Consider the following 26,340-nt stretch of genomic DNA (forward strand, 5'->3'; position numbering starts at 1 on the left):
AATGCAGTACAGGTATACTATCTGACGATTAAAACCTAGAACCTCCCCTGGCCGCCCGACTATTTGGGAGGACAAAAAGCGCTCTTGCATCAACCCTACTCCCATTCTTAATGGAGATTAGCAGGGGATCGAGACTCAGCTATAAACGAGAGAAACAAAGGTTTTTAAACTTAAATTGACGCCAATGGTTTAGGATATCATCCTACACTTTCAAACCACGGCGGTTAACACCGCCCGCTCGCATCCCTCTCAGGTCTAAAGACGCTGAGTTTTCCGCATACCAACAAGTTTTATGAGTGAGCCAACTCCCTATCAACTGCTTGAAGTCGATGAAGATGCTTCCTTTGATGAAGTGCAAGAGGCCCGCACCCGTCAAGCCGAGCAGCACAGCGGCGACAAGAAACGTTTGGAATCGATCGAAGCTGCTTATGACGCGATTCTCATGGATCGCTTGCGACAGCGACAGGAAGGTAAAATTAAAGTACCCGAAGGCATCCGCTTTCCCGATCGGCTGACTCCCCCACCCGCAAGCTTTACTCCGTCTACTCCGTCGGGGAGTCCTGCTTGGTTGCAGCGGCTAATCGATACTCCTAGTCGATCGGACATTTTGTGGCCGGCTGGGGTTTATGTGGCGTTGGGCGGACTGAGTATTTATCCGGCGGCTAATGATTCTTTGCTACAGTTGACTCTGGCTCTTGGAGTCGGCTCTTGTCTTTATTTTCTTAATCGCAAGGAACAAAAATTTGGTCGGGCCGTGCTGCTGACTGTGGCGGGCTTGGTTTTAGGCTTGGTGCTGGGAGGTGTTTTCGGCCCTTTGCTCAGTACAGCATTGGTCTCAACAGAGAAACTGATTGCTTTGTTTACGTTTTTAACTCTGTGGCTCGTCAGCAGTTTTTTGCGATAGTCAGTAGTTAGTGGTTATTTGTAATTAGTTATTTGTGATTTGTTGGTTCCTAGTTCTTCAGTGTTATTGGTTGATTCTTAATGACAACTAACAACCATTAAGAGCCAGTAACCAATAACCAATAACCAATAACTAATAACCAATAACTAATGACTCCCTAAAACCATCTCAACTGCTTGGCTCAAATTATTAGCAATAAAATCCGGTTGGTGCATTTCTAATTGGGTGCGATCGCGAATTCCGCACAAAACACCAATTACCTTGACACCGTGCGTTTTTGCTGCTACAATATCCGCCTCGGTATCCCCCACCATCCAAAAATCAGAAGCCGGTGGCAGTTCGGCCAGAGCTCTAGCCATCAGCAGGGGCTTATCCTTCACATCCCCAGTTTTGACGTAATCGTTGGGGAGACAATAGCGGCGGTTTTCTGGGAAAAACTGCGCCAAATTGCAGCGGGTGAAGGCTTCGTCTAGTTCCCTGACGCGGCGCATGGTCATCACCGTTAAGTCTACTCCAGCGCGCTGCAACTTCTCTAAAGTTTCTACTGCACCCTGAGCGGGTCGATCGTACATCAGAAAAGGGAGAGTGTGGACAGTTTGACGGCGTTTGAGGGCAAAATCGACAGCTTGATCTGCGTCTAATCCTGAGAGGAGGGCGATTTCGGTTTCAGGAACCCGTGCCCGTTTCATGTCCCAAAACTCGGCTAAGGTGAGTTCGCGCACTGCTTGACCCTCACGCTGAGTCTCGGCCAGACACTGCTGGTAAACTCGGTAATAGCGATCGGACACGTCCATAATCGGGCCGTCAAAGTCAGTAATAAGTCTCAGCATTTAGCAGAATATTTTCCAGTTTTTATACAAATTGTTCAATATCATATCACTTCAAGGTAACAGGTTATTTACAAAATTTGACACCAATACCCAGGGGAGGTAAAGTGTAGAACAATGGCGCTAATTAAAGGCAACAGTTGAATTGAATTGTACCAATTCTCAACTATAAAAGTTGTTAGCAAGATCGGGAAGTCTACAATTAAAAACTGCACTATAAATAATGCAAATTGCTTGTTTAATTAATCATTATAGCCATTAACCGCTTAATTCAGACCGAGCTTAAATGCTTGTTCAAAACATTTGCTCGAACTCATATTCAGTTAGCGTTGTCAAAGAAAAAAATGTTATAAATGACAATTAAATAACTGTTAATCGTCGGCTGTCAAAAGTTAAAACTCGCATATAAATAGCTCTGGAGTTATATCGTTTCCGGTTGGATCGTCAGGTGATTTAACCGGCGCTAGAACACAGAGTACACAGAGTCCGAGAATATATATCTGAATCATTCCGATGAAGAGAGGATTTGATATTAGATCCTGTCCGTTCAATTCACAACAATAAGATTTGGTTCGTAGTGCGGATTTTAGTCCGCAACCCAAGAGCGGACTAAAATCCGCACTACGAAACGTTTTTGGTATGGTAATGGATCGGGCATAATATTACGTATCCAGCGCGTATTTATCGATCGTTGCGAGGGAAAGCAAAGTAAATATTGGACGCATGGATAGTCAGAAACCGGGTTTTTTACAAAAATATTTCATTCCGGCCCGCAGTAAGGTTAAAAAACCCGGTTTATTTGGCTGTAATACGTCCAGCACTAAAAGCTTTCACAAACCTCAGACATCTCCAATAATGCTTGTACAAGGGAGCATCTCAGTTTTGCATTTATAGTGCGAGCTGTCGCGAACTCGCGACAGCTCGCACTATAATAAAAAAATGCTTTTTGTAAAACTGAGATGCTCCCCTTGTGCAATCAGCTAAGAGCCTGCTTGCTTAGAAACTGTGAGAACAGAAATCTCTCGATCTATCCTAACAGTTCCATCAGCACAAAAAACGTAAAAATTATTTTTTCTACTCACCTTTGACCTGAATGTTACACAATAACGAAATCCTGCCACCATTGAATTCACAGATATGCCCCAAAAGTATTAACAATCTTCTAGACAAACTATTATCTTTGCGTCGCATAGAATTCCTCGCAGTCGATCGAGAACTGAAAATTCAAGAAACATCCTTAAACGCGCAAGACTTTGCCGAGATTCCCAATCAAATCGAAAAAGGCAGAGATGTGCGCGACTGTTTTCCCGAACTGATCGGAATTGAAGAACTGCTTGACGATATTCTAGAACAACGACAGTCAAGTTTCCATTTAAAATCAGTTACCAGAATCTTAAAAGATGGAACTTATTTCTATCTCGATTTATATATTTTTTGTCATAAGGAGCAGCTTAAACCTGAGAGATTAATTATTTTTTGCGAAGACGTAACGGACAGTGCCTCTCTTCAGCAAACTATGGTTCAAGCAGTCAACGAAAACAGTATTAAAGTCGATTATTTGGCTACTGCTCGTGATTATATTGATAAAATTCTTAACTCACTTAACGATATTTTATTGGTAACAACGGGGTCGGGAAAAATAAAAAAAGTCAATAAAGCTACCGAAATATTATTTGGATATACCGAATCAGAATTAATCGGTAAACAAATCTCAATGATTACTCCTGATGGGGAATTATTGCGTCAAATTAGCCAGCTACCTCCTGAACTGAAAACAGAATCTTGGCATCAAATAAAAGTAACTTGTACAACTAAAAATAGTTCAAAGCTGACAGTTGCTTTTTCCTGCTCTACTATCGACACAAGCATAGAAAGCAAGCACTATGACAACAAAAGCATACAAGATTTTGTCTGTGTGGGTAGGGATATCACTGAGGAACAGCGGATCAAAAAACGTCAAGCAGCACAGTATGCAGTAGCTCGTATTATGTCAGAATCGGGTTCTTTAGAGAGCGCCACTCCGAAATTTTTGCAAGCTATTTGTGAAAGTTTGGGATGGGATGTTGGCGAGCTTTGGACGCCTGTGGATGAAAAAGAGAGTAAATTTGATGCGGAAAATAGTCGCGACAAAATACCTTTTTTGTTGGCTGCACCAGATAATGTTATTGAAAATATTCCTTTTTTGTTGCGAGTGGGAGTTTGGCGCAGGGGGACTGAAGTTGGGGAGTTTGTGGAAAATTGCCAGCAGATTAATCTAGAGCCTGGTGCGGGTTTACCGGGAATAGTTTGGAACACTGGTTTTCCGCAATGGATTACGGATATTCTCAAAGATCGCAATTTTGTGCGATCGCACTTAGCAGCCAAAGCAGGATTGCAATCGGCTTTTGGTTTCCCGATTCGCGCCAGCGGTCAAGTGGTAGGGGTAATGACTTTTTTCTGCCAGGAAAAACAGCCTCTCGATGAAGATTTGCTTGAGATGATGGCTGCTGTCGGTTCTCAATTAGGGCAGTTTGTCAAGCGCAAATATGCAGAGAAAGAACTGCAAGAAGCCGAAGCTTCAATTCGATTTTTGTACGAGCAAGAAAAACGGCAAAGCGAAGAATTAGCCCAGCAAAACTTAGCTTTAGAACAGGCGAAATTAGAGTTAGAAGCTGCTAACCAAACATTGCAGGAACTCGCATCTATTGACGGTTTGACTCAGATTGCTAACCGCCGCAGCTTTGACAAAGCATTAAAATCGGAGTGGCAGCGGATGGCTAGAGAGAAAGCGCCACTGTCTTTGCTTTTGCTGGATATCGATTTTTTCAAACTTTACAACGATCGCTACGGGCATCAAGGAGGCGACGAATGTTTAAAAAAAGTAGCTAAAATTTTAGAGAAAAATGCTAGACGGGGAGGCGATTTATCAGCCCGTTACGGTGGCGAGGAATTTACGGTAATTTTGTCGCGGACTGAGGTTAAGGGGGCTATGCGGGTAGCTGAATTAATTCGCAGCGATTTGAATGCTGCGGCAATTCTTCATGCTGATTCCAAGGTAAGTAAATTTGTGACTCTCAGTATCGGGGTCACTAATGTTGTGCCTGCTGTCGGTTTATCCATTGAGGGGTTAATTGGAGAAGCCGATCGCGCGCTGTATCGAGCTAAACTAGAAGGGCGCGATCGCATAGTTTGCTTAGAATACAATCAAGAATTTCAGGGCCCGAAAGGAGTATTTTCTGATGATCGTGAGAGAAGCTAAAATTGCTGACGCACCTGCAATTGCCCGAGTTAATCTAGACACTTGGCGGACAGCTTATCGAAAATTTTTACCAGCAGATTACCTCGCGCAACTGTCATATCAAAAACGAGAAAAAAACTGGCAAGAAATCCTGTCAAACGTCAAAAATACTGGGGATTTTGTCTGCGTTGCAGAGAATGACTCCGGGCAAATTGTGGGTTTTGCTGCCGGCGGTTGCGAGCGTACTGGCAAATATGCTTATCAAGGAGAATTATTTGCTATCTATATTTTGGAGGAATATCAGCGTCAGGGAATCGGACAGCAACTCGTGCGAGCAGTTGTGACAAAATTGACTGAATCAAGCTTGAATTCGATGCTGGCTTGGGTACTGGGAGACAATTCAGCCTGCAAATTTTATGAGTTTTTAGGAGGTGAAAAAGTGGACGAACACCAAACCAATAAAGCAGGAGTTGCAGTCAAAGAAATTGCCTACGGGTGGAACGATCTCGCATTGCTGAAAGACAGGCTTGCTTGATTCCAAAATTGGCATTCTTATCAATTATCGATTAAATTTCCCCTCTTCATTTGTTCCCGTTCAATTGCTTCAAATAAAGCTCGAAAATTGCCAGCCCCAAAACCTCCAGCTTGCACCTTTTTGCCGTTAATTAAAGCAACTCGGCGCTCAATAATCTCGAAAAAGAAAGTTGGTTCGGAAAAAATTGGCTGAGTAAAGATTTGCAGCAGCATCGCGGCGGGAGTATTGTCTTGCCAATCTGCCAAAACTTGAGAAGCTGCAATTGCTTGCCAATCTGCGGGCAAATCGTTTTGCCGCTCTTGCAATTGGGAGTAATATGTTGCAGGAACGGGCAGAAAAGGCAAACCGCGCGATCGCAAATCGGTAACAACCCCTACAATATCAGCAGTTTGTAAAGCCATGTGCTGAATTCCTGACCCCCGATTTGCAGTCAAAAACTCTTGAATTTGAGAATTAGTCGATGCCGGTTCGTTAATCGGGAATTGCGCCCCACCTTCAGCGTGCATCATAACTTGGCTTCGCAAGGCCGAATTTTCAGTCTTAATGTCAAAATTTTGCTGCGGCGTAAAACCTAATATTTTTTGATACCAACTAACAGCACTTGACAAATCGCCCGATTCAACATTTAAAACTACGTGGTCGATTAAGGTAAACAGCGACAGCTTACCACAAACCCGTAGCACTAAATTTTCTTCTATTTGCTCAATCAGCGTGTGGCTTAAATCTCCCCAGCCAGCGATTTTTGCCCGTTTAAAACAACCTGCTGCTGTTAGGTTCTTTTGAATCGGTTCCAGAATTTGAGCGCCTGCAGCAGCCGCTCTAGCTACTGCTAATTCGATATTTTTTACCCGAAAACCCACATCGGCAATTCCGGGAGGATGAAACTTCAACCAACTAGCGGCGGGACTAGCGGGTGTCAGCGGCGAAGATAAAACAAAACATACATTACCGCTGCTGACAGATTCAGTGCTAGTGTGGCTGTTGGAAGAACCTGCGATTGATTTAAAGCCTAAGTGGCTGACAAACCAGTCGCGGGATACTTTAGCATTTTCAACGTAAAACAGAATGCGATCGAATTCCATAATCAATAATTGAAAATGGAAACTGAGGAATGGAAAATCGGCTGATTTTCAGTGGAAAACTGCCAGATAGGGACAGAGTAAGGGATATTTTTCATATTTTTCTCGTGCGCGCTACTAATAATAACCTCAAGGTTGAATATTATAACTCCCTCTCAAGGTATAAATACATCGGCACTTAAAAAAAAATAGGTGTCTGGGAGAACTTGAGTTTGGTGGCGATGCCTTAGCCCAGTAGATTTGAGATTTTAGCTTGACTCCACAGATGAATCTGGAACATTGAAGTTTTGTCTAAAATGTTGGGATAATCTATGAATCAAGGCTGGGTTTGTACCTATTGTGGGGTCAATCGGTGCGATAAGAACATTATACAAACTGAATCGGTGCGCCTCGGCGCACCCTACAAACTACTAGAAAAATAAATGACTTTCCGGCTGAATATTAATCTCCAGCGGCACAGCTTGCGGGTCAGACGAAAGAGCAAACATAATCGCATTTGCAGCGGTTTCGGTACTCAGCATTTTTGAGCGGTCTACCTTCAAACTCACATTATCCCAAAACGGAGAATCCACCCCGCCAAAATAGAATAGCGTAAATTTAATGCCGTAGCGGCGCAGCTCATCTGCCATGCACTTGCTAAAACCAACTACTCCAAACTTTGAAGCACAATAAGCAGTTCCCATCGCCATCGAATGCTTGCCCAAAATCCCGATGACATTGCAGATGTGACCGGATTTGCGTTCTTTCATCACATTCGCGGCGGCTTGAGATGTGTAAAAACTCCCTTTCAAGTTCAAGTCAAGCATCGCATCTAAATCAGCGGGTTCTAACTTGTTCCACTGCTTGAGAATTCCGGCACCGGCGGCGTTTATGAGGGCATCAATTTGTCCGAAATGTTCGACAGTTTTTTGCATCAGCGTCTCGACTTGCGACAAGTCGGTGATGTCTGTAGGTAGGCACAGTACCTCTGTTATTGAAAGTTCGCTTGCTAAAGCGTCTAATTTACTGCTGTCTCTGGCGGCGAGCACTAGCGTCGCACCCGCATCGGCGAGTTTGCGGGCGACTGCTGAACCGATGCCGCCAGTCGCACCCACCACAACCACAACTTTGTCCTGCATATCCCTTTACATTTCTTTACGTCCAGATTGTATGATAACTCAAGTTATTAGGAATTGGGAATTGGGAATTGGGAATTGGGAATTGGGCGAGCGCGAAGCGGAGGGATTGGGAATTGGGAATTGGGAATTGGAAATTGGGCGAGCGCGAAGCGGAGGGATAGGGAATTGGGAATTGGGAATTGGAAATTGGAAATTGGGGAACCAATAACAAATAACCAATAACAAATAACCAATAATAAATAACCAATAACAAATAACCAATAATTAATTTAGGGAAACCTGCCAGCCTTTTTCGCTTTTTTTTAGCTTGAGAGAAGTGCATGATTGCAAAAAGTTAGGGAGTTTTCTACCAAAATTAAACTCTTTAATTGTTTGGGTAATTTGTTTGCCGTATTGTCTGTGAAATTCGCTGCCTACATTGGAGAGAAATACAGAATTTTGAGGAGAGTTATCGGTTAAGTCGCTAACTATTTTGACTATAGCTTTTTCCAAGTCTTCGAGAGAATTAATATTGGTTAAGCTGGTCGGTGCTGCTTGGGTGTGATTCACATTTTCTTTGTTAAGTATGGGCGGTGGGGGGGGCGATTTAACTTCAAAGAGAGTGACATAAGTTTGAGATTTTTCTGAGGGTTTGTGAAGAACAAAATCGGTGGGATATTTGAGAAATATATCTCTGGTTTTAGTTCCTAGGAGATGCTGGGCAACTATTTGACTTAGGACTAAACCGTAATTTTCTGTAAATAAAGCTGAAATTTTGGAAATTTTAATCCACTGGGTTGAGGTGACTTTTTGCTCTTTTTTGATTAATTCTTTTAGCTGAATAACTAATTGTTCTACGGGTGTTATTTCTGGTAAAGTCACGAGGGAATGGGTTTCCACTTGTCCGGTTTTGCTGTTTAAAACTATGATTTTATCTATTTGCTTGCGGACTTGAAATACGGTTAATCCGTGGGCTTGTAGTGTATTGCTGAGGTGGGTGAGGGCGCGATCGGACGAACAGACAAAAATCTCTTTTGCTGTGGGATAATGTACGAAAATTGATGCGCCTACTGTTGCCATTTTTAAGTCGGCGCTGTCTTTGCCGGGGGGGACGTGAATCAGTTGATAGCCGCGCTGGTGAAATTCGGCATCTTTTTTGCCCATGCTGCGCCAGTTGGCAAAGGCTACTTTGATTTGGATGGGATAGTGGCAAATTCCTTCTAGGAATTTTTCGGTTTCGATGGTGAGTTGCAAGTTTTCGACATCTAGCAGCAAGATGGCTATGCCGACAGGAAGCGAATGTGTTTGGTTTGCGGTGGGATTTGGAGGTTTTGGGGAAACTGAGTTTGGTGATGGGGCTGGTGCTTTTGGGGCTGTGGCTAGCTGCTGAATTTGGGCAAATATTTTGCTGAATTGAGATGAATTAATGAATTCTGGAATCAGCAGAATTTGGAGATATTTTTTCGCAGTCTGCAGCAGGGATTTGGTATCGCTGGCTACTTGGAAACTTTTGGTCAATTTTTCAATCAAAACTGACTGAAAATCAGGTTTGGCCCAGGGGGTTTTCCTGTATTTTTCAGCTATCCATTCGGGATGTTGTTCCTGAATGGCAATTAGTGTTTGAGCGATATAGCGACTGATGGCGCTGAATACGACTGATTCTTGAGTGGCTAGGAAGGAAGTTCGATCGGGCATGGCCCTCTACAATGCGGGATGGTGTCTCAATCTATCATAATGTTAGTTTCTTGTCGGCTGCCGGACGATCGCCCGCAAAACCCAACCTGTTGCAATTAACGCCAATCCAGTCAGCCAAATTTCCCTCTCCACCCAGAAAGCCAGAAACAGACACGCAGCCAATCCAACCCAAGCCAGCCACTGCGGGTAAAGCCTTTGGGCGGGGGAAAGTTGCAGCGCTGCGAGGTTGGTGATGGCGTAATATATCAAAACGTTAAAGGCGCTGAATGACCAAGTGATTTTAACATCGCCGACGAGGATTAAAAGTGCGATCGTAATTTCGACAAATACCACAGCTACATAGGGCGTTGTACCCGAAGGATTCAGCCGCGCCAAGACTCTGGGCACATCCAGCCGCCGCCCCATCGCCAGCCAGACGCGCGACAAGCCTAAAATTAGGTTCAGCAATACTCCCAACATAGCGGTAATTGCCCCGACGGCTAACAGTTGCGAAACTCCCGGAGTGGGGAAACTGCGGGCGAGGACTTCCAAGGGTGCAGCCGCAGCGCCTGCTTGCAGGGACAATTTATCAGCTCCCCCCGCGCCTGCGACAACTATTGCTACCGCCATGTAAAGCACCATTGTCAGCACCAAAGTAAAAATTATGGCTTTGGGAATGGTTTTACTCGGCTCCCGCACTTCCTCGCTCATTGTGGCGATGCGGCCGTAACCGGTGTAGGCGACAAACATTAGGGCGGTGGCGTGGAGGATGGAGCCGATCGAACTATCATTTTGTACAGTGGCTATTTCCCATCTAATTTCTGGTATACCTGCAGCGATAAAGACAGCCAGAGATAAGAGTGTAACTGAGACTGTGGCGGTATTGGCAATATTCGATCGCCTGATTCCCGTCAGGACAATTAAAGTTAGGGCAGCGAGGGCTATTAATGCTGTTAGGATCGGGTAAGTGCGATCGGCAACACCAACTGCATTTAAAAAATACCCCGCAAAACCCAAAGCAGCAGTAGCAGCCGAAGCCGTTTTAGCCAACAGAAACATCCAGCCGGCTGTAAAACCCAGCCAAGGATTGAGATATTTGTAACCGTATTCATAAGTACCGCCGCTAACAGGATGACTCGCCGCCAATTGAGCGCTATTGAGGCCATTGCAAACAGCAACCAAAGCAGCGATACCCACAGCCAAAACCACCCCCGGCCCCGCAATTTCCGCCGCCATACCGATACTCACAAATACTCCCGTACCAACAATCGAGCCCAGGCCCATGAGAGTTGCACCGAAAACACCCAATTCTCGCTTTAAAAGTGGGGGAGACATATCAAAATGGTTTGCAGTAATCAGAATTATACCTGGCCGTCGCGATCGCACGGTCAGGTATAATTCTGATTCAGATGTAAAGGTAAACCTCCAGAAGTCAGTGGATTTTGGATAGTTCGGCTTGCTTCGGTTACGCTCAACACAAGTCGCGAGTGTACAAGTTTTGGATTCTGCGACTTGCTTCGACTACGCGAGCGAAAAAGTCGCGAGCGAACAAATTTTGAATTTTCGATTTAATCCACTTTTTGAGCAATAGCCACTTGATGTTCGCTGCCATTTAATGTTAATCGAAAAACCGAAGGTCGAGATTGCAAGAATTTAATCAAACTGGAATGAGCCAAAAAATGTTTGACAATTACATCGGCGTGACATTGATATTTCTTAAAAAACAGTTTCTTAAGTCTTGTTACAGAAATAACATCCTCTTTAGACTCAAATATCGCCGCTTCAATCATCTCTACCAGTATTTTTCCTACTGTATCAATGGAATCAATGGTAATTGAATTAGCCGGTAAATTGTCGGGCAAGTTCTGATATTCAATATTTCGATCGGCGGGAAGAGAAATTGCGGCTTCTTCTGTCGGATTGATTGGGTTTTGAAGTGATGAAAACAATCCTAAATTGGTGGAATTTATAGAGTTTAATTCGATAGCGCGGCGGTCTTGAAAAAGCTGAGTAACACTAGAAAACCAAGCTATCCGATCCTCAATAGATTGGTGTTCTGCCTTCAGCAACTCGGCAATTTTATCTGCCAGTTCTGTAAAAGTAGGGAGTTCCACTTCTTCTTTGCAAGAATAGTGATTGCTCTCCCCAGTCAGATGATTTTCTACAGACAAGATAGCATTTTGACTGCGTACCCGAAACACAGTCATTCCCTGATTTTGGAGTTGATTGCAGAGGTGATTTAACAAACCGTCGGAGGAACAAACAAAAACTTGTCGGACATCCCGATATCGGTATAAAATAGCAGCACCAAAGGCAATCATTTTACCATCAGCGGTGTTAGCGCCGCCCGGAGCGTGAATTAGTTCGTAACCGCGATCGTACAATTCAGTATCCAGCTTACCGGTGCTGGGGTTTTTCCAGTTAGCAAAAGCAATCTTAACTTGCAGGGGATAGCTGCACAAACTGGCTAAAAACTTTTCCGCATTAATGTCGAGTTTCAAGTTTTCTGCATCTAGCAGCAAAATCGCAATTTCCCGATCGCACTTTACGGCTGTTTCTGGGGAACTCGTACTGTCGGCGCCTTCGCAACTCAACGGAGATTGAGGCTGAAAACCATGTTGGCTAACAGCTTGGGACAGATAAAACTGCTGGCCGCGGGAACGACGGCTGTGGCGAAATCGATCGGGCGAACGTCGGGGATTTTTCATTAACTGACAAGGGTAGCTTAACTTTATGGTGGCCGATGGGCTAATAATAAAATAAATACACTTAACAATTCTTAAAGAAAATGGCTAGAGACTTGCGAGGATTCCTGAAACTCCTAGAAGAACGGGGACAACTGCGCCGGATTAGCGCCTTAGTCGATTCCGACCTAGAAATTGCCGAAATTTCCAACCAAATGCTAATCAAGGGCGGGCCCGGACTTTTGTTTGAAAATGTCAAAGGGGCAGAATTCCCCGTGGCGATTAACCTGTTGGGCACGGAAGAACGGGTTTGCTGGGCGATGAACATGGAAAAGCCGATCGAACTAGAAGAGCTCGGCAAAAAATTGGGAATGCTACAACAGCCAAAACCGCCGAAAAAGATATCCCAAGCCATAGAATTTGGCAAAGTCTTGTTCGACGTAGTGAAAGCCAAACCGGGGCGCGATTTCTTCCCAGCTTGTCAGCAAGTGGTGTTTGAAGGAGAAGGCGTGGATTTGAACAAAATCCCGATGATTCGCCCCTATCCGGGAGATGCGGGCAAAATTATCACCCTCGGTTTAGTAATTACCAAAGATTGCGAAACCGGCACGCCGAATGTGGGCGTTTATCGGTTGCAATTGCAGTCAAAAAACACGATGACTGTCCACTGGTTATCTGTCCGGGGAGGCGCGCGGCACTTGCGGAAAGCGGCGCAGGCTGGTAAAAAGTTGGAAGTTGCGATCGCCCTGGGAGTCGATCCTTTAATCATTCTCGCCGCAGCAACCCCCATTCCTGTAGATTTATCGGAATGGTTATTTGCCGGACTTTATGGCGGTTCCGGCGTGCAATTGGCCAAGTGCAAAACCGTAGATTTGGAAGTACCGGCGGACTCGGAAATCGTGTTAGAAGGAACGATTACTCCGGGTGAAGTTCTGCCAGACGGGCCCTTTGGGGATCACATGGGTTATTACGGCGGCGTGGAGGATTCGCCGCTGGTTCGGTTCAACTGCATGACGCACCGCAAAGACCCGATTTATCTAACGACATTTAGCGGGCGGCCGCCGAAGGAAGAAGCGATGATGGCGATCGCCCTTAACCGCATTTATACCCCTATTTTGCGGCAGCAAGTATCGGAAATTGTCGATTTCTTCTTACCGATGGAAGCGCTGAGTTACAAAGCAGCAATTATCTCGATCGATAAAGCCTATCCCGGTCAAGCGCGGAGGGCTGCTTTAGCATTTTGGAGTGCATTGCCGCAGTTTACTTACACTAAGTTTGTGATTGTTGTGGATAAAAGTATCAACATTCGCGACCCGCGTCAAGTAGTCTGGGCAATTAGTTCTAAAGTTGACCCAGTTCGGGATGTATTTATTCTGCCGAATACGCCTTTTGATACGTTAGATTTTGCCAGTGAAAAGATTGGTTTGGGCGGCAGAATGGGGATTGATGCTACTACGAAGATGCCGCCGGAAACGGATCACGAATGGGGTGAAGTTTTGGAGTCCGATCCGGATGTGGCGGCGATGGTAGAAAGGCGTTGGGCGGAGTACGGTTTGGCTGATTTGAATTTGGGAGAAGTCGATCCGAATTTGTTTGGATATGAGATGAGGTAAGGGAGTTAGGTAATGCCCATTAATGTGAATTTAAGCTATCAGCCCACCAAGTCTGTTAGTCATCCCGCGAGTCCGCCAGGGAATGAATTCCCTGTCTAATAGCTAAAGTCCTGTTCAGAGGACTGAAGAACTCATTAGTCCTCTTTGAGAGGACTTTCGCTTTGAGGCAGGGGTTTCAACCCTTGCCGGACTATGAGTTTTACCTTAAGTTGATACCAATGGGCATTGCCTTGTTGTTGATACCAAAGAAGAAGAGAGGTGGAAAAAATAATGCAAAATCTTGATATCGATCGAACAATTGCTGCTTGGTCATCTATTTCTAAAACGGTTTTTGTTCCTTGCACAGAAGAAGAATACGAGCATTTAGTCGAGCTTCTAGATAGTCTAATCGATAGAATCGGCGAGAACAAAAGCCATCCCCTTGCTTCGATGATGGATGTTATTGGTGTTTTAATCGAAAACTATGAAGCTGAACATATTCCTGAGTTAGAAGAGGTTGCGTAACAACTATTCTACTAGATAAGATGGCTTTCATTCGATCGCACTTCTTGAAATTATCTGCCAATCCTGAACGGACGAGCAGCCAGAAACCGGGTTTTTTACGAAAATCCTTCTCTGTCACCCGCCGATTAGATAAAAACGCGGTTTCTTTGGTATTGGCGAGTAATCCCTGTTTGGCTGATGCTTGGTTGCGCGATCGCCAATTGCGATGAACACCTGTTCGATCGTTCCGATTGCAGTCCTCTTTTGATGAATTAGGACTCAAGTCCTTAACTACAAACCTCATCAAATAGTTAAACATCCTGGCTTTGCATCAACCGCTGCTTCAAACGCGCCGGATCTCCCCGATCGACAACTTGGCCCTTTTCCAACAAAAAGGCCCCATCACAATAATTCAACTCATCCAAACGATGAGTCACCCACAAAGCAGTAATCCCGCGATTTTTCACCAACCGCTGCACCGCCGCCACCAAATCCAACTGAGAATCAGGATCTAACAAAGCCGTCGGTTCATCCAACAGCAGAATTTCGCAGTGACGGGCGATCGCCCCAGCCAAAGCAATCCGCTGCTTCTGTCCCCCACTCAAAGCATAAATCGGCCGCCGTTGCAAATCCAGCAAATTCACAGCCTCCAAAGCCTCAGCCACCCTCTCGCGCACCTGAAGATTAGAAAGCTTTTCCTCCACCAAACCAAAAGCCACATCAGCACCCACCGTCGGCATCACCAACTGGTGATCCGGGTTTTGGAACACAAAACCCACACGCCCGCCCAGATCAATTTCGCCCGACTGGGGGTGCAGCAGCCCAGCCATCAGCCTCAGCAGCGTAGATTTGCCGCTACCGTTAGTACCCAAAAGCATCCAAAACTCGCCCTTTGGTACATCCAGAGAGCAACCTTGCAAAACTCGATCGCCCGACGGCCAGCAAAAACCCAAATCCCGCACAGCAACCGCTGACTGGCCCATACCGGCACCAACACCCCCAGCCCTCATTCTCCTAATGTCATCGAGACAAAACCGGGAGCCCTACCTGAAGAAGCCGCCCCCGATTTCTGAGAAATCACCACCCCAGAAATCTCGCTGCTGAGCACAGCTACCTTTTTCTCAGGATTTTTCTCGCAAGTGAGTTCCAAAATTTGCGGTTGCGAGTTGCGAATCGCTTCTACAACCTGCTGGTAAACAGCCTCAGCGTCCTCGGCTAGCTTCCGCTGCACCGACAGCGAGACGGGCGTGTTCTTCACAATCATGTCAATGCTGAACATATAGTCTTAAAAACCTAAGTTTGGAGCTCTCTCCTCAGTATATATAGATGTAACGAAGTATTGTGTAGAAAAAACCCAGTTTCTGTAGCCCAATGCTCGTGAGTGCGCGCCCTGCTGGGCGCGCCAGCATTGGCGCGCCAGCATTTTAGCGTGTCCTCACGAACTCTTCGAGCTCCTATAACCAGCGCTGTAGGAGGACAGCACTAAAATAAAAAAATGCTTTTTGCCAAGCCCCAGATGCTCCCATTCCCGGTTGATTCGAGAACTTCGAGAACTTCCGAGGACAAGTCAAAATCAGGAAGTTATTTAAGAAAGGCTTGCTTTTGTAAAGAATTACCTTTATAATTGTGAATACGGTAAAGAAAAGTAAACTCTGTTCATAATCCTACTTGTTTTCTGCTAAGCAGAGGCAACGGTAGCAGACTGATGATTAGAGAAAAATCCGTTGTAATTATATCTATTTGGAGATTTGCGTAAATGACAATCGCAGTCGGACGCGCCCAGACCGAAAGAGGCATCTTTGATGTACTCGACGACTGGCTCAAGCGCGATCGCTTCGTCTTCGTAGGCTGGTCTGGGATTCTGCTATTTCCCTGCGCCTACCTATCCATCGGTGGCTGGCTGACCGGCACCACCTTCGTCACATCCTGGTACACCCACGGTTTGGCAAGCTCCTACCTCGAAGGAGCCAACTTCCTCACCGTCGCAGTATCCACCCCAGCCAACAGCCTCGGACACTCCCTGCTGTTCTTGTGGGGCCCGGAAGCACAGTGGGACTTAACCCGCTGGTTCCAACTCGGCGGGTTGTGGACCTTCGTCGGCCTCCACGGTGCCTTCGCTTTGATCGGGTTTTGCCTGCGTCAGCTCGAAATCGCCCGTTTAGTCGGCATCCGTCCCTACAACGCCCTAGCATTCACCGGCCCGATTGCCGTGTTTGTGTCGGTGTTCCTGCTTTACCCCTTGGGTCAATCAGGTTGGTTCTTCGCCCCTAGTTTCGGCGTAGCAGCAATTTTCCGCTTTTTGCTATTCCTGCAAGGCTTCCACAACTGGACGCTCAACCCCTTCCACATGATGGGGGTAGCAGGTATCTTGGGCGGCGCGCTGCTGTGCGCTATCCACGGTGCAACTGTAGAAAACACCTTGTTTGAAGATGGCGAAGGTTCAAACACCTTCCGCGCCTTCAACCCAACTCAGTCAGAAGAAACCTACTCGATGGTTACAGCTAACCGCTTCTGGAGCCAAATCTTCGGAATTGCCTTCTCCAACAAGCGTTGGTTGCACTTCTTCATGCTGTTCGTACCTGTAACAGGCTTGTGGATGAGTTCCATTGGCATCGTAGGTTTAGCATTAAACCTCCGCGCCTATGACTTCGTTTCTCAAGAATTGCGCGCGGCTGAAGATCCTGAGTTTGAAACGTTCTACACTAAGAATATTCTGATTAACGAAGGTATTCGTGCTTGGATGTCTCCGATCGACCAACCTCACGAAAACTTCATGTTCCCAGAAGAAGTTCTTCCTCGCGGTAACGCACTGTAATCAGCGCTAGTTATCAAAAAAGTCAACATTCTCAAAGGATTAAGATCAAGCAATTTAGGTTTTATCCTCAATGTTGAAAAAGCTCCCACCGATTGGTGGGAGCTTTTTTGTTTCGCTTTTTTTGTTTCAAAGCCGCGCATTTCCCGCTTGACACCGAACCCAACAGCCCCGCAATCCGTTCAAAAGCTCGATCGTCCGCTGGTAATTGGACGATCGAGCGAAAATCTCGCCGCAGCAGTAATTTGCCCAAAGCTGGCAAAAATATCAATTTGAATTCCCCCACTTCTGATTCCTTGTGTTATTCTAGTAATTGTGATTGCTGGAATGATACTCAGAACGCAGGTTCTTTCAGTAACGCTGGCAATAGCTAGCGCACAAATCCTGACACCAAATCTTGTATTTGGGTCAGGTGCGTTCAAATATAAACCATTTAGTAAAACTTGGAGGTGATGCCCATGATAGAAAGTAGTAAACGCATGGGTCATCAGATTGGAAACTACCGGCTGTGCGCCGGGGCCGCTCACTAGCAGTCAGCCGTCGTTTCCAACGGGAAACGAATTCCACGGGGAACCAGGCTGAGCTAGGGATTCTCCCGGCAGTCAGGTTCTAATCTGAAGACCCGCTAGACCGCTCTCATAAATAGTGTTACATCTTGAGTATTAAAACTTGAGCCTCAACACTATTTTTGAGAGCGGATAGTTTTTTGTAGGATTTTCCGCAGGTGGGCTGTGAATATGCCACACTCATCCCAAAATACCAAAAAAAATATGGCTGACCTACTTAACAATACGGAAATTCAAGAGCGCGCTAGTCAATTGTCAGGCTGGACAGTTGAAGGCAAGCAACTGCAATGTACCCGTTTATTTAAAGATTTTATCGAAGCGATCGCCTTTGTGAATAAATTGGTCGCCCCCTCAGAAGCCGCAGGACATCACCCAGATATCAAAATCTCCTACAACAAAGTAACAGTTAATTTGACAACTCACGATGCCGGAGGGTTAACTGAAAAAGACTTTGCCCTAGCCCAAGAAATTTCTACGCTACATTAAAACAGTTCGGCTTTGTCCGACAGGAGCCGCTGCATCTAGCGACAGTCCACAATCGCCACAAGCTCGCCAATAAAAAAATCGACTCTGGGTTAAAATCGGGGGTGAGAAAGTCGAGATGCAAAAAGTCCAATGTATGAAAGGCTGTTCGCCATCCTCCGACCATGATCGTATTTGAAAAGCCAGAGTTATTGAACGAGCCTGCTGAAAGAACCGATCTGATAGAAAAGCTTCTGGATATTGGTGCTGCTCTGTCGAGCGCTCAAGATTTAGGCGGTTTGTTAAATTTAATTTTATCCAAAAGTAGGGAAATTACCAGCAGCGATGCGGGTAGCGTTTACTTAGTAGACCGCAGCGACGAAAAACCTAAGCTGCTGTTCAAGGTAGCCCAAAATGCTTCTAAACCGAGCCTGTCGTTTAAGGAGTTTGCGCTGCCGCTGACAGACAAAAGTTTGGCAGGTTACGTAGCAATTACAGGTCAAAGTTTGAACCTGTCGGATGCCTACGACTTACCCCCAGCCGTACCTTACCAGCTAGATACCAGTTTTGACAGGGATATTAATTACCGCACTTGCTCGGTAATGGTGTTACCGATGCAAAACAGAGAAGGCGAGACAATCGGCATACTGCAACTGATCAATCGCAAAACAAAGGCAGATGCGGTGCTGACAGCCGAGAATGCCTGGGAATCGACGCAGGAGTATTCTTTATGGGAAGAAAGAATAGTTCGATCGCTCGCATCTCAAGCAGCAATCTCGATCGAGCGCAATCATCTCCAAGAAAGTATAGAACATTTGTTCGAGGGCTTCGTCAAAGCCAGCGTGCAAGTCATAGAAGCCAGAGACCCCTGTACCTACGGCCATTCAGAACGAGTAGCAGCCCTGACAGTGCGCCTGTCAGAAGAAGTAAACGCAGTCAGCAACGGATGGCTGCGCTCGGTCTACTTTAACAACCGCCAAATTCAAGAAATTCGCTACGCAGCCTTGCTGCACGATTTTGGTAAAATCGGAGTGCCAGAAGCAGTTTTGACCAAACAGAAAAAGCTCTACCCCGCACAGCTAGAAATCATCCGCCACCGCTTTGGCTTAGCTCAGCGGACAATGGAAATGGAATGCGTCCAGTCTAAATATAAATATTTGCTAGAGCATTCAGCCTACCGAAAACATCCCAGCGAAGAGCCAGAGTGCGTTCAATGCCAGCAAATAGAACAGCTAGACACTAAACTAGCAGAAGCAAAAACCAGATTGGCTCAATATTGGGAAATCCTGATCGAAGCCAACGAACCTCACATTTTGGCAGAAGAACCCTTAGCTCAACTGCGAGAAATTGCTGGGCAAACTTATAAAGATATCGACGGGGCAGTTAAACCCCTGCTGACTCCCGACGAGATCGTGCAATTGATGGTGTCGAGGGGCAACCTGACAGCGGAAGAACGATCGGCAATAGAATCTCACGTAATTCACACTTACGAATTTCTCAGCCAAATTCCGTGGACAAAAGATTTAAAAAATGTTCCCCAAATCGCCTACGGACACCATGAAAAACTCGACGGTACCGGCTATCCGCGAGGACTGAAAAACTCTGAAATCCCGATTCAGGCGCAATTAATGACGATCGCGGATATTTACGACGCCCTGACAGCGGGCGATCGTCCCTACAAACGAGCTCTGCAGACAGAGGCAGCGATGAAAATTTTGCGGCAAGAAGCAGCTCACAACAAAATTAACGCCGATTTGTTAGAATTGTTCGATTGCCGCCAAGTCTTTAGCGTCCTCGGACACAGCTTGGATGGTAAAGTCGAATCAGCCTAGACGATTCGGGCGTGCTGTGCTAAAAAAGTACAGAGGCGATCGGGCTTTTGGATGCAAGCAGTCAAATCAATCGACAGCCTAAGTCTTGTCAGGTTTTGAGGCAGTCGATGGCAGGGTAAAAAATACGCCCTCAGCAGCAGCCGATCGCATCCATACACTCAGTCAGACCAAAAGAATCAAAAGAAAAAGTGAATTTTAGGTCTTTTTTTGCAGTATGCTAGTGGAGCAACTACTGACGGCATAGAAGACTAGAAAAGTTTCTCTGTAATCGGTGTGAGGATGAGAGTGAATATGTCGAAATTTTTGTGGAGTTACCTATTAATCAGCCCAGCAGTCTTAGGAGCTACCCTAGTAGTTTCTTCGAGCGCGATGGCAGCAAACGCTCAGCCCGGTGCTGATGCGCTCAAGCCTCAAGCTGCCAAAGCTGAAACTGCTGAAACCTCGGAAGCGAAAGTCAATGCTGTAGCAGCGGTTGACGAAACTACCGCAGCAGCAGATCGAATCGCAGAAAATTCCCCAGCCGCTGGCATCGAAACAGAGCCAGCGATTGCAGCTTCAAGCACGGCTGCAACAGAAAGCGCGATCGCCACAGCCAACACAGCCCCCGCAGCGGAAAATCCCGAAGCGGCACCACCAAAACCTGCAACTGAATCTCTAGCAGCAGTTGAGCCCACAGTCGCTCAACCGGTAGAAAATTCAGCGGCTGCGAAACTAGAAAATCCAGCCCCGACAGCTACGGCTATCCCAGAGTTCCTCGGTGCAGTTCAATTAGAAACTACCGCCCCGGCAGCGGCAGCCCCGGCAGAACCAACAGCGGCAGCGCCAGCAGAACAAACAGCACAGGCTGAACCTGTAGCCCAAACAGCACAGGCTGAACCTGTAGCCCAAACTGTCGCACCACAAGCTCAAAACCCAGCCGCCACCTTAGAGCAGCTCAATCAGTACAGCAGCGAAGGTGCAGCAGGTGGCGAAACTCAAGGTCAAGTCACCTCAGTATCTCAACTTTCTGACGTGCGGCCTACAGACTGGGCATTCCAAGCACTGCAATCCCTAGTCGAGCGCTACGGCTGTATTGCCGGGTATCCCGACGGCACATTCCGCGGCAACCGGGCAATGACCCGCTACGAATTCGCAGCCGGTTTAAACGCTTGCTTAGACAAGGTTAGCGAGCTGATCAGAGCAGGCAGCGGCAACTTAGCTACGAAAGATGACTTGGCAGCCCTCCAACGGCTCCAAGAAGAATTTGCAGCAGAACTGGCAACCCTGCGCGGCCGCGTCGATGCTCTCGATGCTCGGACAGCCGAACTAGAAGCCAACCAATTCTCAACTACTACCAAGCTGACTGGGGAAGCAATTTTTGCCCTCAGCGACGACTTTGGCGGCAACGATGGCTTGTTTGGCAGAGGCAATGACAGAATCATCGGCAAGGGTAACAATGAGACCGTCTTCCAACAGCGGGTACGTCTCAACTTAAATACCAGCTTTACCGGCAGAGACTTGTTACTTACCAGACTTCAAGTCGGCAACGGTCAAAGATTTAACCTTGGGGCTACCAGCGAAGGCACTCAAACTTGGAACGTAGTTGGCAGAACCGACAACGTTGTTGCCCTAGACAGCTTGCTATACAAGTTTCCTGTAGGTCAAAACCTGAACGTTACCTTGGCAGCTAACGCTGGCGTTTGGGACGACATTATGCCGACTGTCAACCCTTACTTTGAAGACTATGACGGTGGCAACGGCTCCCTGAGCGCCTTCGGACAGCGCAACCCGATTTACCGCTTGGGTGGCGGTGCGGGTATCGGCTTTGACTATGCCTTCGGTGGCAGGGGCTTGCTGGGCGGCGTGTTCGGCCCGACTTCTCTGTCCTTCGGCTATTTGGCCTCAAGTGCAGCCAGTCCTGCTAAGGGTTCAGGCTTGTTCAACGGCGACTACGCCGCGATGGGACAGTTGACTTTTACCCCCGGACGCAACTTGCAAGTTGCTTTCAACTACAACCACGGTTACTTTAGCCGAGGTAACTTCGGGTTTGACAATGCTTTGGGAAGCGGCCCCGATAATCTCGGCGGTTTCACTGGTACCGGTGTGGCTAATTCCCTCAACGGTTTGAGCGACGGCTTCCCCGGTTTCCGGGCTCGCAAAGTGGTCAGCAACTCCTACGGCGCTCAGGCTTCTTTCCGTCTCAGCCCGAGATTTATCATTGGCGGCTGGGGTGGTTTAACGAATGCTCGCATTCTCGGCATCGGCGATGCGAAAATTTGGAACTACGCTGTCACCTTGGCTTTGCCTGATTTAGGAAAAGAAGGCAACTTGCTGGGCTTTGTGGTAGGTCGCGAGCCTTACTTGGATAAACTTGATGCTCCCGGCAATTTGGATAACTTCAAAAACGATACTTCGTGGCACTTTGAAGGTTTCTACAAGTTCAAGGTTTCGGATAACATTGCTGTGACTCCGGGCGTAATTTGGATTACTAACCCTAATCAAAACGATCGCAACGATGACATCATTATTGGTACTCTGAGAACTACTTTCACGTTCTAAGAGCCGATTAGAGGAGGCAGGACGGGTCATACCATCTCTGCAACTCTAGCCAAATTTAGCCCTGCTTGTTGCAGGGCTTTTTTGTGAGGTGGACGAATAAGGAAATTAATCCCTTCAAAAAACTTGCGAGAAGCCCATATTTTGCAGAGGGCTAAACGTTAAAGGTGACACCTTCTTCACCTGACTCCAAAACCCGAAAGTCTAATTGCTCAAAGAAGCGATCGCGCGATCGTCGTATCTTATAAATCTTATTTAAAAACTTTTTTCCCCACTTTGTTTTATGGGTAGGAGCGGGGGTAGCAGGAGCTGTTCTGATCGCATTGGAAGTAATTGCAAGGCTTCTGGGGTTAGTATTGCGTGATGTCTTTATAGACACTATTATTTATGACAAAACAGAACAGTTTGGAACTTGATTTTTCTTGGAAAGATGGGGAAAGCGGAGAATATTTTAAGGCTTTGTCTTTACCAACTCTACCGTGGGCTGCTCCTTTTCTACCGCTGCTAGGATGGCCAAATGCTCTATTAGAGCAACCGTCTATCTGGGAGTCTATTTATACCCAGGCTTTTATTGAGCATGAGACTCGCTATCGGATGAGAGATTGGACAGGTACACATGGTGAGCGAGGCGAGCTTGTACGGCAGGTAATTGTGAAGGCGTTGCCCCTGCTAGCACAGCAGATGGGACGGAATGTGGCAATTGATTTAGAGAAATGGGTCAGGTTTCACTTCTTCTGTCTTGAAGCCAAAAGAGCGATGAGAGAGTGGGAAAGAACTCTTCGGATTGCCTATTTTTCGCCAAATTCCCGTAAGTATCAGAGAAAAATTCCTCCACCCGCCGTCTTAGTGCCGATATTGCCTCTTATTGCTGAAATGGTAGCTCTAGATCGCAGAACCGAGATCGGGGACGCTTTGAAGCGTGTTGCTCCACCACCTCCATACGAGCAGATTCCCTACGAATATATGGAACATTGTTATGAAGCAACGATGCTATCTGGGGTAATTGATCGATCGTTGACGCTGAAAGCTTTGCAAACAATTGCCTCTAGACTTAATGACACGGAACGTTCAGAAGTGGTAACGTGGGCAGAGGCTCAAGCTCTGATTATGTATAGAGATGGTAAGCCAGAGAATCTGTGTGGAGATAAGTATTTGCAAGTTGAACTTCCCTGCTTTGATGTTCCATCATTACTTAACTTTTCTACTGTAGATGAGAGTGCTTGACGGAAGCCACCACGAGAATAAGACTGTGGATTAATGAGCGATACATACGATCGCCCTGCGAGCCTCTTTTGCAATAAATCTATGAAACTCAACAAACTCCAGTGGAGAACCGGGGTATAATCAAAGGTGAGGAGTGAGAATTTGGAACTCAAAATTGAGAATGATTCTAAAATCTAACTTCAAAGTTGAGCATTCTGGTATTTAAAAGTGAAATCATGGTAGAACTCTCCTGTAAAAGCGAATACGCAATCTTAGCTTTGCTGGAGCTGGCTGATTGCTACGATGAGGGCGAGCCCCTGCAAATTCGCCAGATAGCGGCTCAGCAAAATATTCCCGATCGATATTTAGAACAGTTGCTGGCTACCATGAGACGCTGCGGGCTGATTCGCAGCCAGCGAGGAGCTAAGGGCGGTTATATCTTGGCGAGGGAACCGTGGAAAATTACACTGCTGGAAATTATTAACTGTCTCGAAGGTTCAGAATTAGATCGCTCCCAAAAAGACTCGCCGGCTCAAACTGTAGAAAGTGCTGTAATTTGGGAAGTTTGGCAAGAAGCCCGATCGCAGGCCAACTCGGTTTTGCAAAAATATACGCTACAGGATCTGTGCGAAAAGCGCAATGGCAGGCGGCAGCTCGATATTATGTATTACATCTAGTTACTATTGCCAACGAGCAATTAACAATTTACTCTCAACAAACAGACAAAGATTATGCGTATTGCTGGCGACATTACAGAATTGGTCGGACACACACCCCTGGTGCAACTCAACCGCATTCCCCAAGCCGAAGGCTGCTTGGCTCGGATTGTGGTCAAACTCGAAGGCATGAATCCGGCAGCATCGGTAAAAGACCGGATTGGTGTCAGTATGGTCAATCAAGCCGAGGCCGAAGGGCTGATTACTCCAGGAAAAACGGTTTTAGTAGAACCGACTTCTGGCAATACCGGAATTGCTTTGGCAATGGTGGCGGCGGCGAAGGGCTACCAGTTGATTTTGACAATGCCGGATACTATGAGTACGGAACGCCGATCGATGCTGCGAGCTTACGGAGCCCAACTAGAACTGACTCCCGGCATTGAGGGCATGAGCGGCTGCATCCGCCGCGCTCAAGAAATTGTGGACAAAACTCCGAATGCGTATATGTTGCAGCAGTTTCGGAATCCAGCCAACCCGGAGATTCACCGTTCGACAACGGCTGAGGAAATTTGGGCAGATACCGACGGTGAGGTGGATTTCCTGATTTCTGGAGTCGGCACTGGCGGTACGATTACGGGTGTTGCAGAGGTACTCAAGTCGCGGAAACCCGAGTTTAAGGCGATCGCCGTTGAGCCGGCCAACAGTCAGGTACTGTCGGGCGGAAAGCCCGGGCCTCACAAAATTCAAGGTATTGGTGCGGGTTTTGTGCCGCCGGTGCTGAATGTGGAGGCGATCGACGAGGTGATAATTGTTACCGATGACGAGGCGATCGCCTACGGGCGTCGCCTAGCCAGAGAAGAAGGACTTTTGTCGGGTATTTCCAGCGGTGCGGCACTCTGTGCGGCCTTAAAAGTCGGCAAGCGTCCAGAAAATGCCGGGAAATTGATCGTGATGATTCAGCCTAGCTTTGGCGAACGCTATCTGAGCACTCCCTTGTTCCAAGATCCAGAACTCAATCTAGCGGTGGCTGTCAACTAAATCAGCTTCCGGCGCAAGTCGCAGCAACTTTTAGCAGGGCGTAGAGTTTACGCCCTGCTGTTGTTTGTAGTGAGGAATGCAAGTCATGATTAATATCAAATTTGCAGAAAGAATATTGTCGGCGATCGCAATTGTGCCAGTCAGAGGAATGCAAGTCCTGTTTAACACAAATCCGTCAAGAGAAGAGCAAAGTCGGATGCTGCGAACTTTTTCAAAACTCAATATTTTTATAAAATCGATTTATAATAATTTGAAAACAAAAGTTTTTTACCGACAACTTTTGACATTGATATCAAATAAATAACTAATATTTTAGCAAAAAATGATATTTTTGTCAAGAATTTTTTCGCAGATTATCTAGATTTCAAGGAAATAAGAGCGTGTCTTCCGTTAGCAATCACTACAAAACCCTAAAAATTAGTCCAACAGCAACACAAGCCGAGATTAAACAAGCATACCGCCGTTTAGTCAAATTATTTCATCCAGACAGCCAGAGTAAAATAGCCGGTCACGAAGAAATTATCCGCCTCAATGCAGCCTATGAAATATTAGGAGATGCCAAGCAAAGACAATCCTACGATCGCCAAATTTCCCCAGAAAGCGAAGAATTGCGATCGCCCAGCACGTCCAACTTCAGCCGCCAGCGACAACAAACAGCGCGGGATGCCGACGAACAAATGGAACAGTGGCTGATTAAAGTATATAAACCAGTCAATAGAATGCTCAACAACATTTTGAAGCCGCTGAAAAAGGAAATAAACGAATTGTCAGCAGATCCGTTCGATGACGAACTGATAGAAAAGTTTCAAGCCTATATCGATAACAGCCGCGAATTTCTTGAAAAAGCTCATAACAGTCTTAGATCGATGCCCAATCCATCTAATCTAGCCGGAGTAGCCGCCCATCTCTACTATTGTATCAATCAAGTCGGCGATGGCATAGAAGAATTGCATTTATTTACCCTCAATTATGACGATCGCCACTTACACACAGGTCAAGAACTGTTTAGAATTGCCTCTAAACTACGACGGGAAGCACAGGATGAATTAAAGATGAGAACTTAGTTAGTTGAAGGAGAGGGGGAGAATGGGAGAGGGGGAGAGGGGGAGAATGGGAGAGGGAG

General features: G+C 46.4%; 25 protein-coding genes. 15 read left to right on the plus strand and 10 right to left on the minus strand.

The window, feature by feature from the left end; all coding sequences use genetic code 11:
- Nucleotides 1-292 precede the first annotated feature (292 nt).
- Nucleotides 293-904: a CPP1-like family protein gene (locus AACV78_RS21985; RefSeq protein ID WP_194011417.1), complete on the plus strand. Its 612-nt coding sequence runs from the start codon at nt 293-295 to the stop codon at nt 902-904.
- Between the two features lie 146 nt (nt 905-1,050).
- Here the strand turns inward: AACV78_RS21985 and AACV78_RS21990 are convergent, their stop codons facing one another.
- Entirely contained in the window at nt 1,051-1,734 is a 684-nt protein-coding gene (locus tag AACV78_RS21990) for an HAD family hydrolase (RefSeq protein ID WP_194011418.1), read from the minus strand.
- A gap of 1,177 nt (nt 1,735-2,911) precedes the next feature.
- Between AACV78_RS21990 and AACV78_RS21995 the strand changes: the two genes are divergently transcribed.
- Together AACV78_RS21995 and AACV78_RS22000 are read left to right on the plus strand one after the other, a co-directional pair.
- Nucleotides 2,912-4,969, plus strand: coding sequence for a diguanylate cyclase (locus AACV78_RS21995; protein WP_228042388.1), 2,058 nt, complete (start codon nt 2,912-2,914; stop codon nt 4,967-4,969).
- Nucleotides 4,950-5,483 carry a GNAT family N-acetyltransferase gene (locus AACV78_RS22000; RefSeq protein WP_194012415.1) on the plus strand — a complete coding sequence of 178 codons (534 nt, stop codon included), beginning with the start codon at nt 4,950-4,952 and terminating at the stop codon, nt 5,481-5,483. Before AACV78_RS21995 ends, AACV78_RS22000 begins: the two co-directional genes overlap by 20 nt.
- 20 nt (nt 5,484-5,503) lie before the next feature.
- Here the strand turns inward: AACV78_RS22000 and hppD are convergent, their stop codons facing one another.
- Nucleotides 5,504-6,565, minus strand: coding sequence for a 4-hydroxyphenylpyruvate dioxygenase (gene hppD, locus AACV78_RS22005; RefSeq protein ID WP_194012416.1), 1,062 nt, complete (start codon nt 6,563-6,565; stop codon nt 5,504-5,506).
- A gap of 407 nt (nt 6,566-6,972) precedes the next feature.
- Nucleotides 6,973-7,680: an SDR family oxidoreductase gene (locus AACV78_RS22010; RefSeq protein WP_194012417.1), complete on the minus strand. Its 708-nt coding sequence runs from the start codon at nt 7,678-7,680 to the stop codon at nt 6,973-6,975.
- Between the two features lie 31 nt (nt 7,681-7,711).
- On the opposite strand from AACV78_RS22010, the gene AACV78_RS22015 reads away from it, so the two are divergent.
- On the plus strand, nt 7,712-7,888 hold the full coding sequence (locus tag AACV78_RS22015; protein ID WP_194012418.1) for a hypothetical protein: 177 nt from the start codon (nt 7,712-7,714) through the stop codon (nt 7,886-7,888).
- Between the two features lie 56 nt (nt 7,889-7,944).
- On the opposite strand, the gene AACV78_RS22020 is transcribed toward AACV78_RS22015, so the two are convergent.
- From AACV78_RS22020 to AACV78_RS22030, 3 genes are all read right to left on the minus strand, one after another.
- On the minus strand, nt 7,945-9,354 hold the full coding sequence (locus tag AACV78_RS22020) for a PIN domain-containing protein (RefSeq protein ID WP_194012419.1): 1,410 nt from the start codon (nt 9,352-9,354) through the stop codon (nt 7,945-7,947).
- Nucleotides 9,355-9,396: 42 nt separating this feature from the next.
- Complete coding sequence (locus tag AACV78_RS22025) at nt 9,397-10,668, minus strand: APC family permease (protein WP_194012420.1); 1,272 nt, start codon at nt 10,666-10,668, stop codon at nt 9,397-9,399.
- Between the two features lie 233 nt (nt 10,669-10,901).
- Nucleotides 10,902-12,041, minus strand: a complete 1,140-nt coding sequence (locus AACV78_RS22030; protein WP_194012421.1) for an NYN domain-containing protein — start codon at nt 12,039-12,041, stop codon at nt 10,902-10,904.
- A gap of 80 nt (nt 12,042-12,121) precedes the next feature.
- On the opposite strand from AACV78_RS22030, the gene AACV78_RS22035 reads away from it, so the two are divergent.
- The 3 genes from AACV78_RS22035 to AACV78_RS22045 all read left to right on the plus strand — a co-directional run bounded on the left by AACV78_RS22035 (nt 12,122) and on the right by AACV78_RS22045 (nt 14,343).
- On the plus strand, nt 12,122-13,630 hold the full coding sequence (locus AACV78_RS22035; protein ID WP_194012422.1) for a UbiD family decarboxylase: 1,509 nt from the start codon (nt 12,122-12,124) through the stop codon (nt 13,628-13,630).
- Between the two features lie 270 nt (nt 13,631-13,900).
- Nucleotides 13,901-14,134, plus strand: a complete 234-nt coding sequence (locus AACV78_RS22040; protein WP_194012423.1) for a hypothetical protein — start codon at nt 13,901-13,903, stop codon at nt 14,132-14,134.
- Between the two features lie 20 nt (nt 14,135-14,154).
- Nucleotides 14,155-14,343: a hypothetical protein gene (locus AACV78_RS22045; protein WP_194012424.1), complete on the plus strand. Its 189-nt coding sequence runs from the start codon at nt 14,155-14,157 to the stop codon at nt 14,341-14,343.
- 81 nt (nt 14,344-14,424) lie between these two features.
- Here the strand turns inward: AACV78_RS22045 and AACV78_RS22050 are convergent, their stop codons facing one another.
- Both AACV78_RS22050 and AACV78_RS22055 read right to left on the minus strand, forming a co-directional pair.
- Nucleotides 14,425-15,123, minus strand: a complete 699-nt coding sequence (locus AACV78_RS22050; protein WP_194012425.1) for an energy-coupling factor ABC transporter ATP-binding protein — start codon at nt 15,121-15,123, stop codon at nt 14,425-14,427.
- Nucleotides 15,120-15,392, minus strand: coding sequence for a UPF0367 protein family (locus AACV78_RS22055; RefSeq protein WP_194012426.1), 273 nt, complete (start codon nt 15,390-15,392; stop codon nt 15,120-15,122). Before AACV78_RS22055 ends, AACV78_RS22050 begins: the two co-directional genes overlap by 4 nt.
- A gap of 477 nt (nt 15,393-15,869) precedes the next feature.
- On the opposite strand from AACV78_RS22055, the gene psbD reads away from it, so the two are divergent.
- Nucleotides 15,870-16,928: a photosystem II D2 protein (photosystem q(a) protein) gene (psbD, locus tag AACV78_RS22060; protein ID WP_194074335.1), complete on the plus strand. Its 1,059-nt coding sequence runs from the start codon at nt 15,870-15,872 to the stop codon at nt 16,926-16,928.
- Between the two features lie 67 nt (nt 16,929-16,995).
- On the opposite strand, the gene AACV78_RS22065 is transcribed toward psbD, so the two are convergent.
- Entirely contained in the window at nt 16,996-17,196 is a 201-nt protein-coding gene (locus AACV78_RS22065) for a hypothetical protein (RefSeq protein WP_194012710.1), read from the minus strand.
- A gap of 499 nt (nt 17,197-17,695) precedes the next feature.
- On the opposite strand from AACV78_RS22065, the gene AACV78_RS22070 reads away from it, so the two are divergent.
- From AACV78_RS22070 to cysK, 6 genes are all read left to right on the plus strand, one after another.
- The gene (locus tag AACV78_RS22070) at nt 17,696-17,977 is read left to right on the plus strand and encodes a 4a-hydroxytetrahydrobiopterin dehydratase (RefSeq protein ID WP_194012709.1); all 282 of its coding nucleotides are present in this window, start codon (nt 17,696-17,698) and stop codon (nt 17,975-17,977) included.
- A gap of 161 nt (nt 17,978-18,138) precedes the next feature.
- Nucleotides 18,139-19,785: an HD family phosphohydrolase gene (locus AACV78_RS22075; RefSeq protein WP_194012708.1), complete on the plus strand. Its 1,647-nt coding sequence runs from the start codon at nt 18,139-18,141 to the stop codon at nt 19,783-19,785.
- A gap of 291 nt (nt 19,786-20,076) precedes the next feature.
- On the plus strand, nt 20,077-22,323 hold the full coding sequence (locus AACV78_RS22080; protein ID WP_194012707.1) for an iron uptake porin: 2,247 nt from the start codon (nt 20,077-20,079) through the stop codon (nt 22,321-22,323).
- A 384-nt stretch (nt 22,324-22,707) separates the two neighbouring features.
- The gene (locus AACV78_RS22085) at nt 22,708-23,544 is read left to right on the plus strand and encodes a hypothetical protein (RefSeq protein WP_194012706.1); all 837 of its coding nucleotides are present in this window, start codon (nt 22,708-22,710) and stop codon (nt 23,542-23,544) included.
- Nucleotides 23,545-23,759: 215 nt separating this feature from the next.
- On the plus strand, nt 23,760-24,200 hold the full coding sequence (locus tag AACV78_RS22090) for an RrF2 family transcriptional regulator (protein ID WP_194012705.1): 441 nt from the start codon (nt 23,760-23,762) through the stop codon (nt 24,198-24,200).
- A gap of 54 nt (nt 24,201-24,254) precedes the next feature.
- Nucleotides 24,255-25,217 (plus strand): cysteine synthase A, encoded by a 963-nt coding sequence (gene cysK, locus AACV78_RS22095; RefSeq protein ID WP_194012704.1) that lies wholly within the window; start codon nt 24,255-24,257, stop codon nt 25,215-25,217.
- 30 nt (nt 25,218-25,247) lie between these two features.
- Here cysK and AACV78_RS22100 read toward each other — a convergent pair whose 3' ends face one another.
- Nucleotides 25,248-25,385, minus strand: a complete 138-nt coding sequence (locus tag AACV78_RS22100) for a hypothetical protein (RefSeq protein ID WP_194074336.1) — start codon at nt 25,383-25,385, stop codon at nt 25,248-25,250.
- A gap of 212 nt (nt 25,386-25,597) precedes the next feature.
- Here AACV78_RS22100 and AACV78_RS22105 point away from each other — a divergent pair, with 212 nt between their 5' ends.
- Nucleotides 25,598-26,281 carry a DnaJ domain-containing protein gene (locus AACV78_RS22105; RefSeq protein WP_194012703.1) on the plus strand — a complete coding sequence of 228 codons (684 nt, stop codon included), beginning with the start codon at nt 25,598-25,600 and terminating at the stop codon, nt 26,279-26,281.
- Nucleotides 26,282-26,340 lie beyond the last annotated feature (59 nt).

The organism is Tychonema sp. LEGE 07196 (assembly GCF_963890365.1).
Classification (GTDB): domain Bacteria; phylum Cyanobacteriota; class Cyanobacteriia; order Cyanobacteriales; family Microcoleaceae; genus Microcoleus.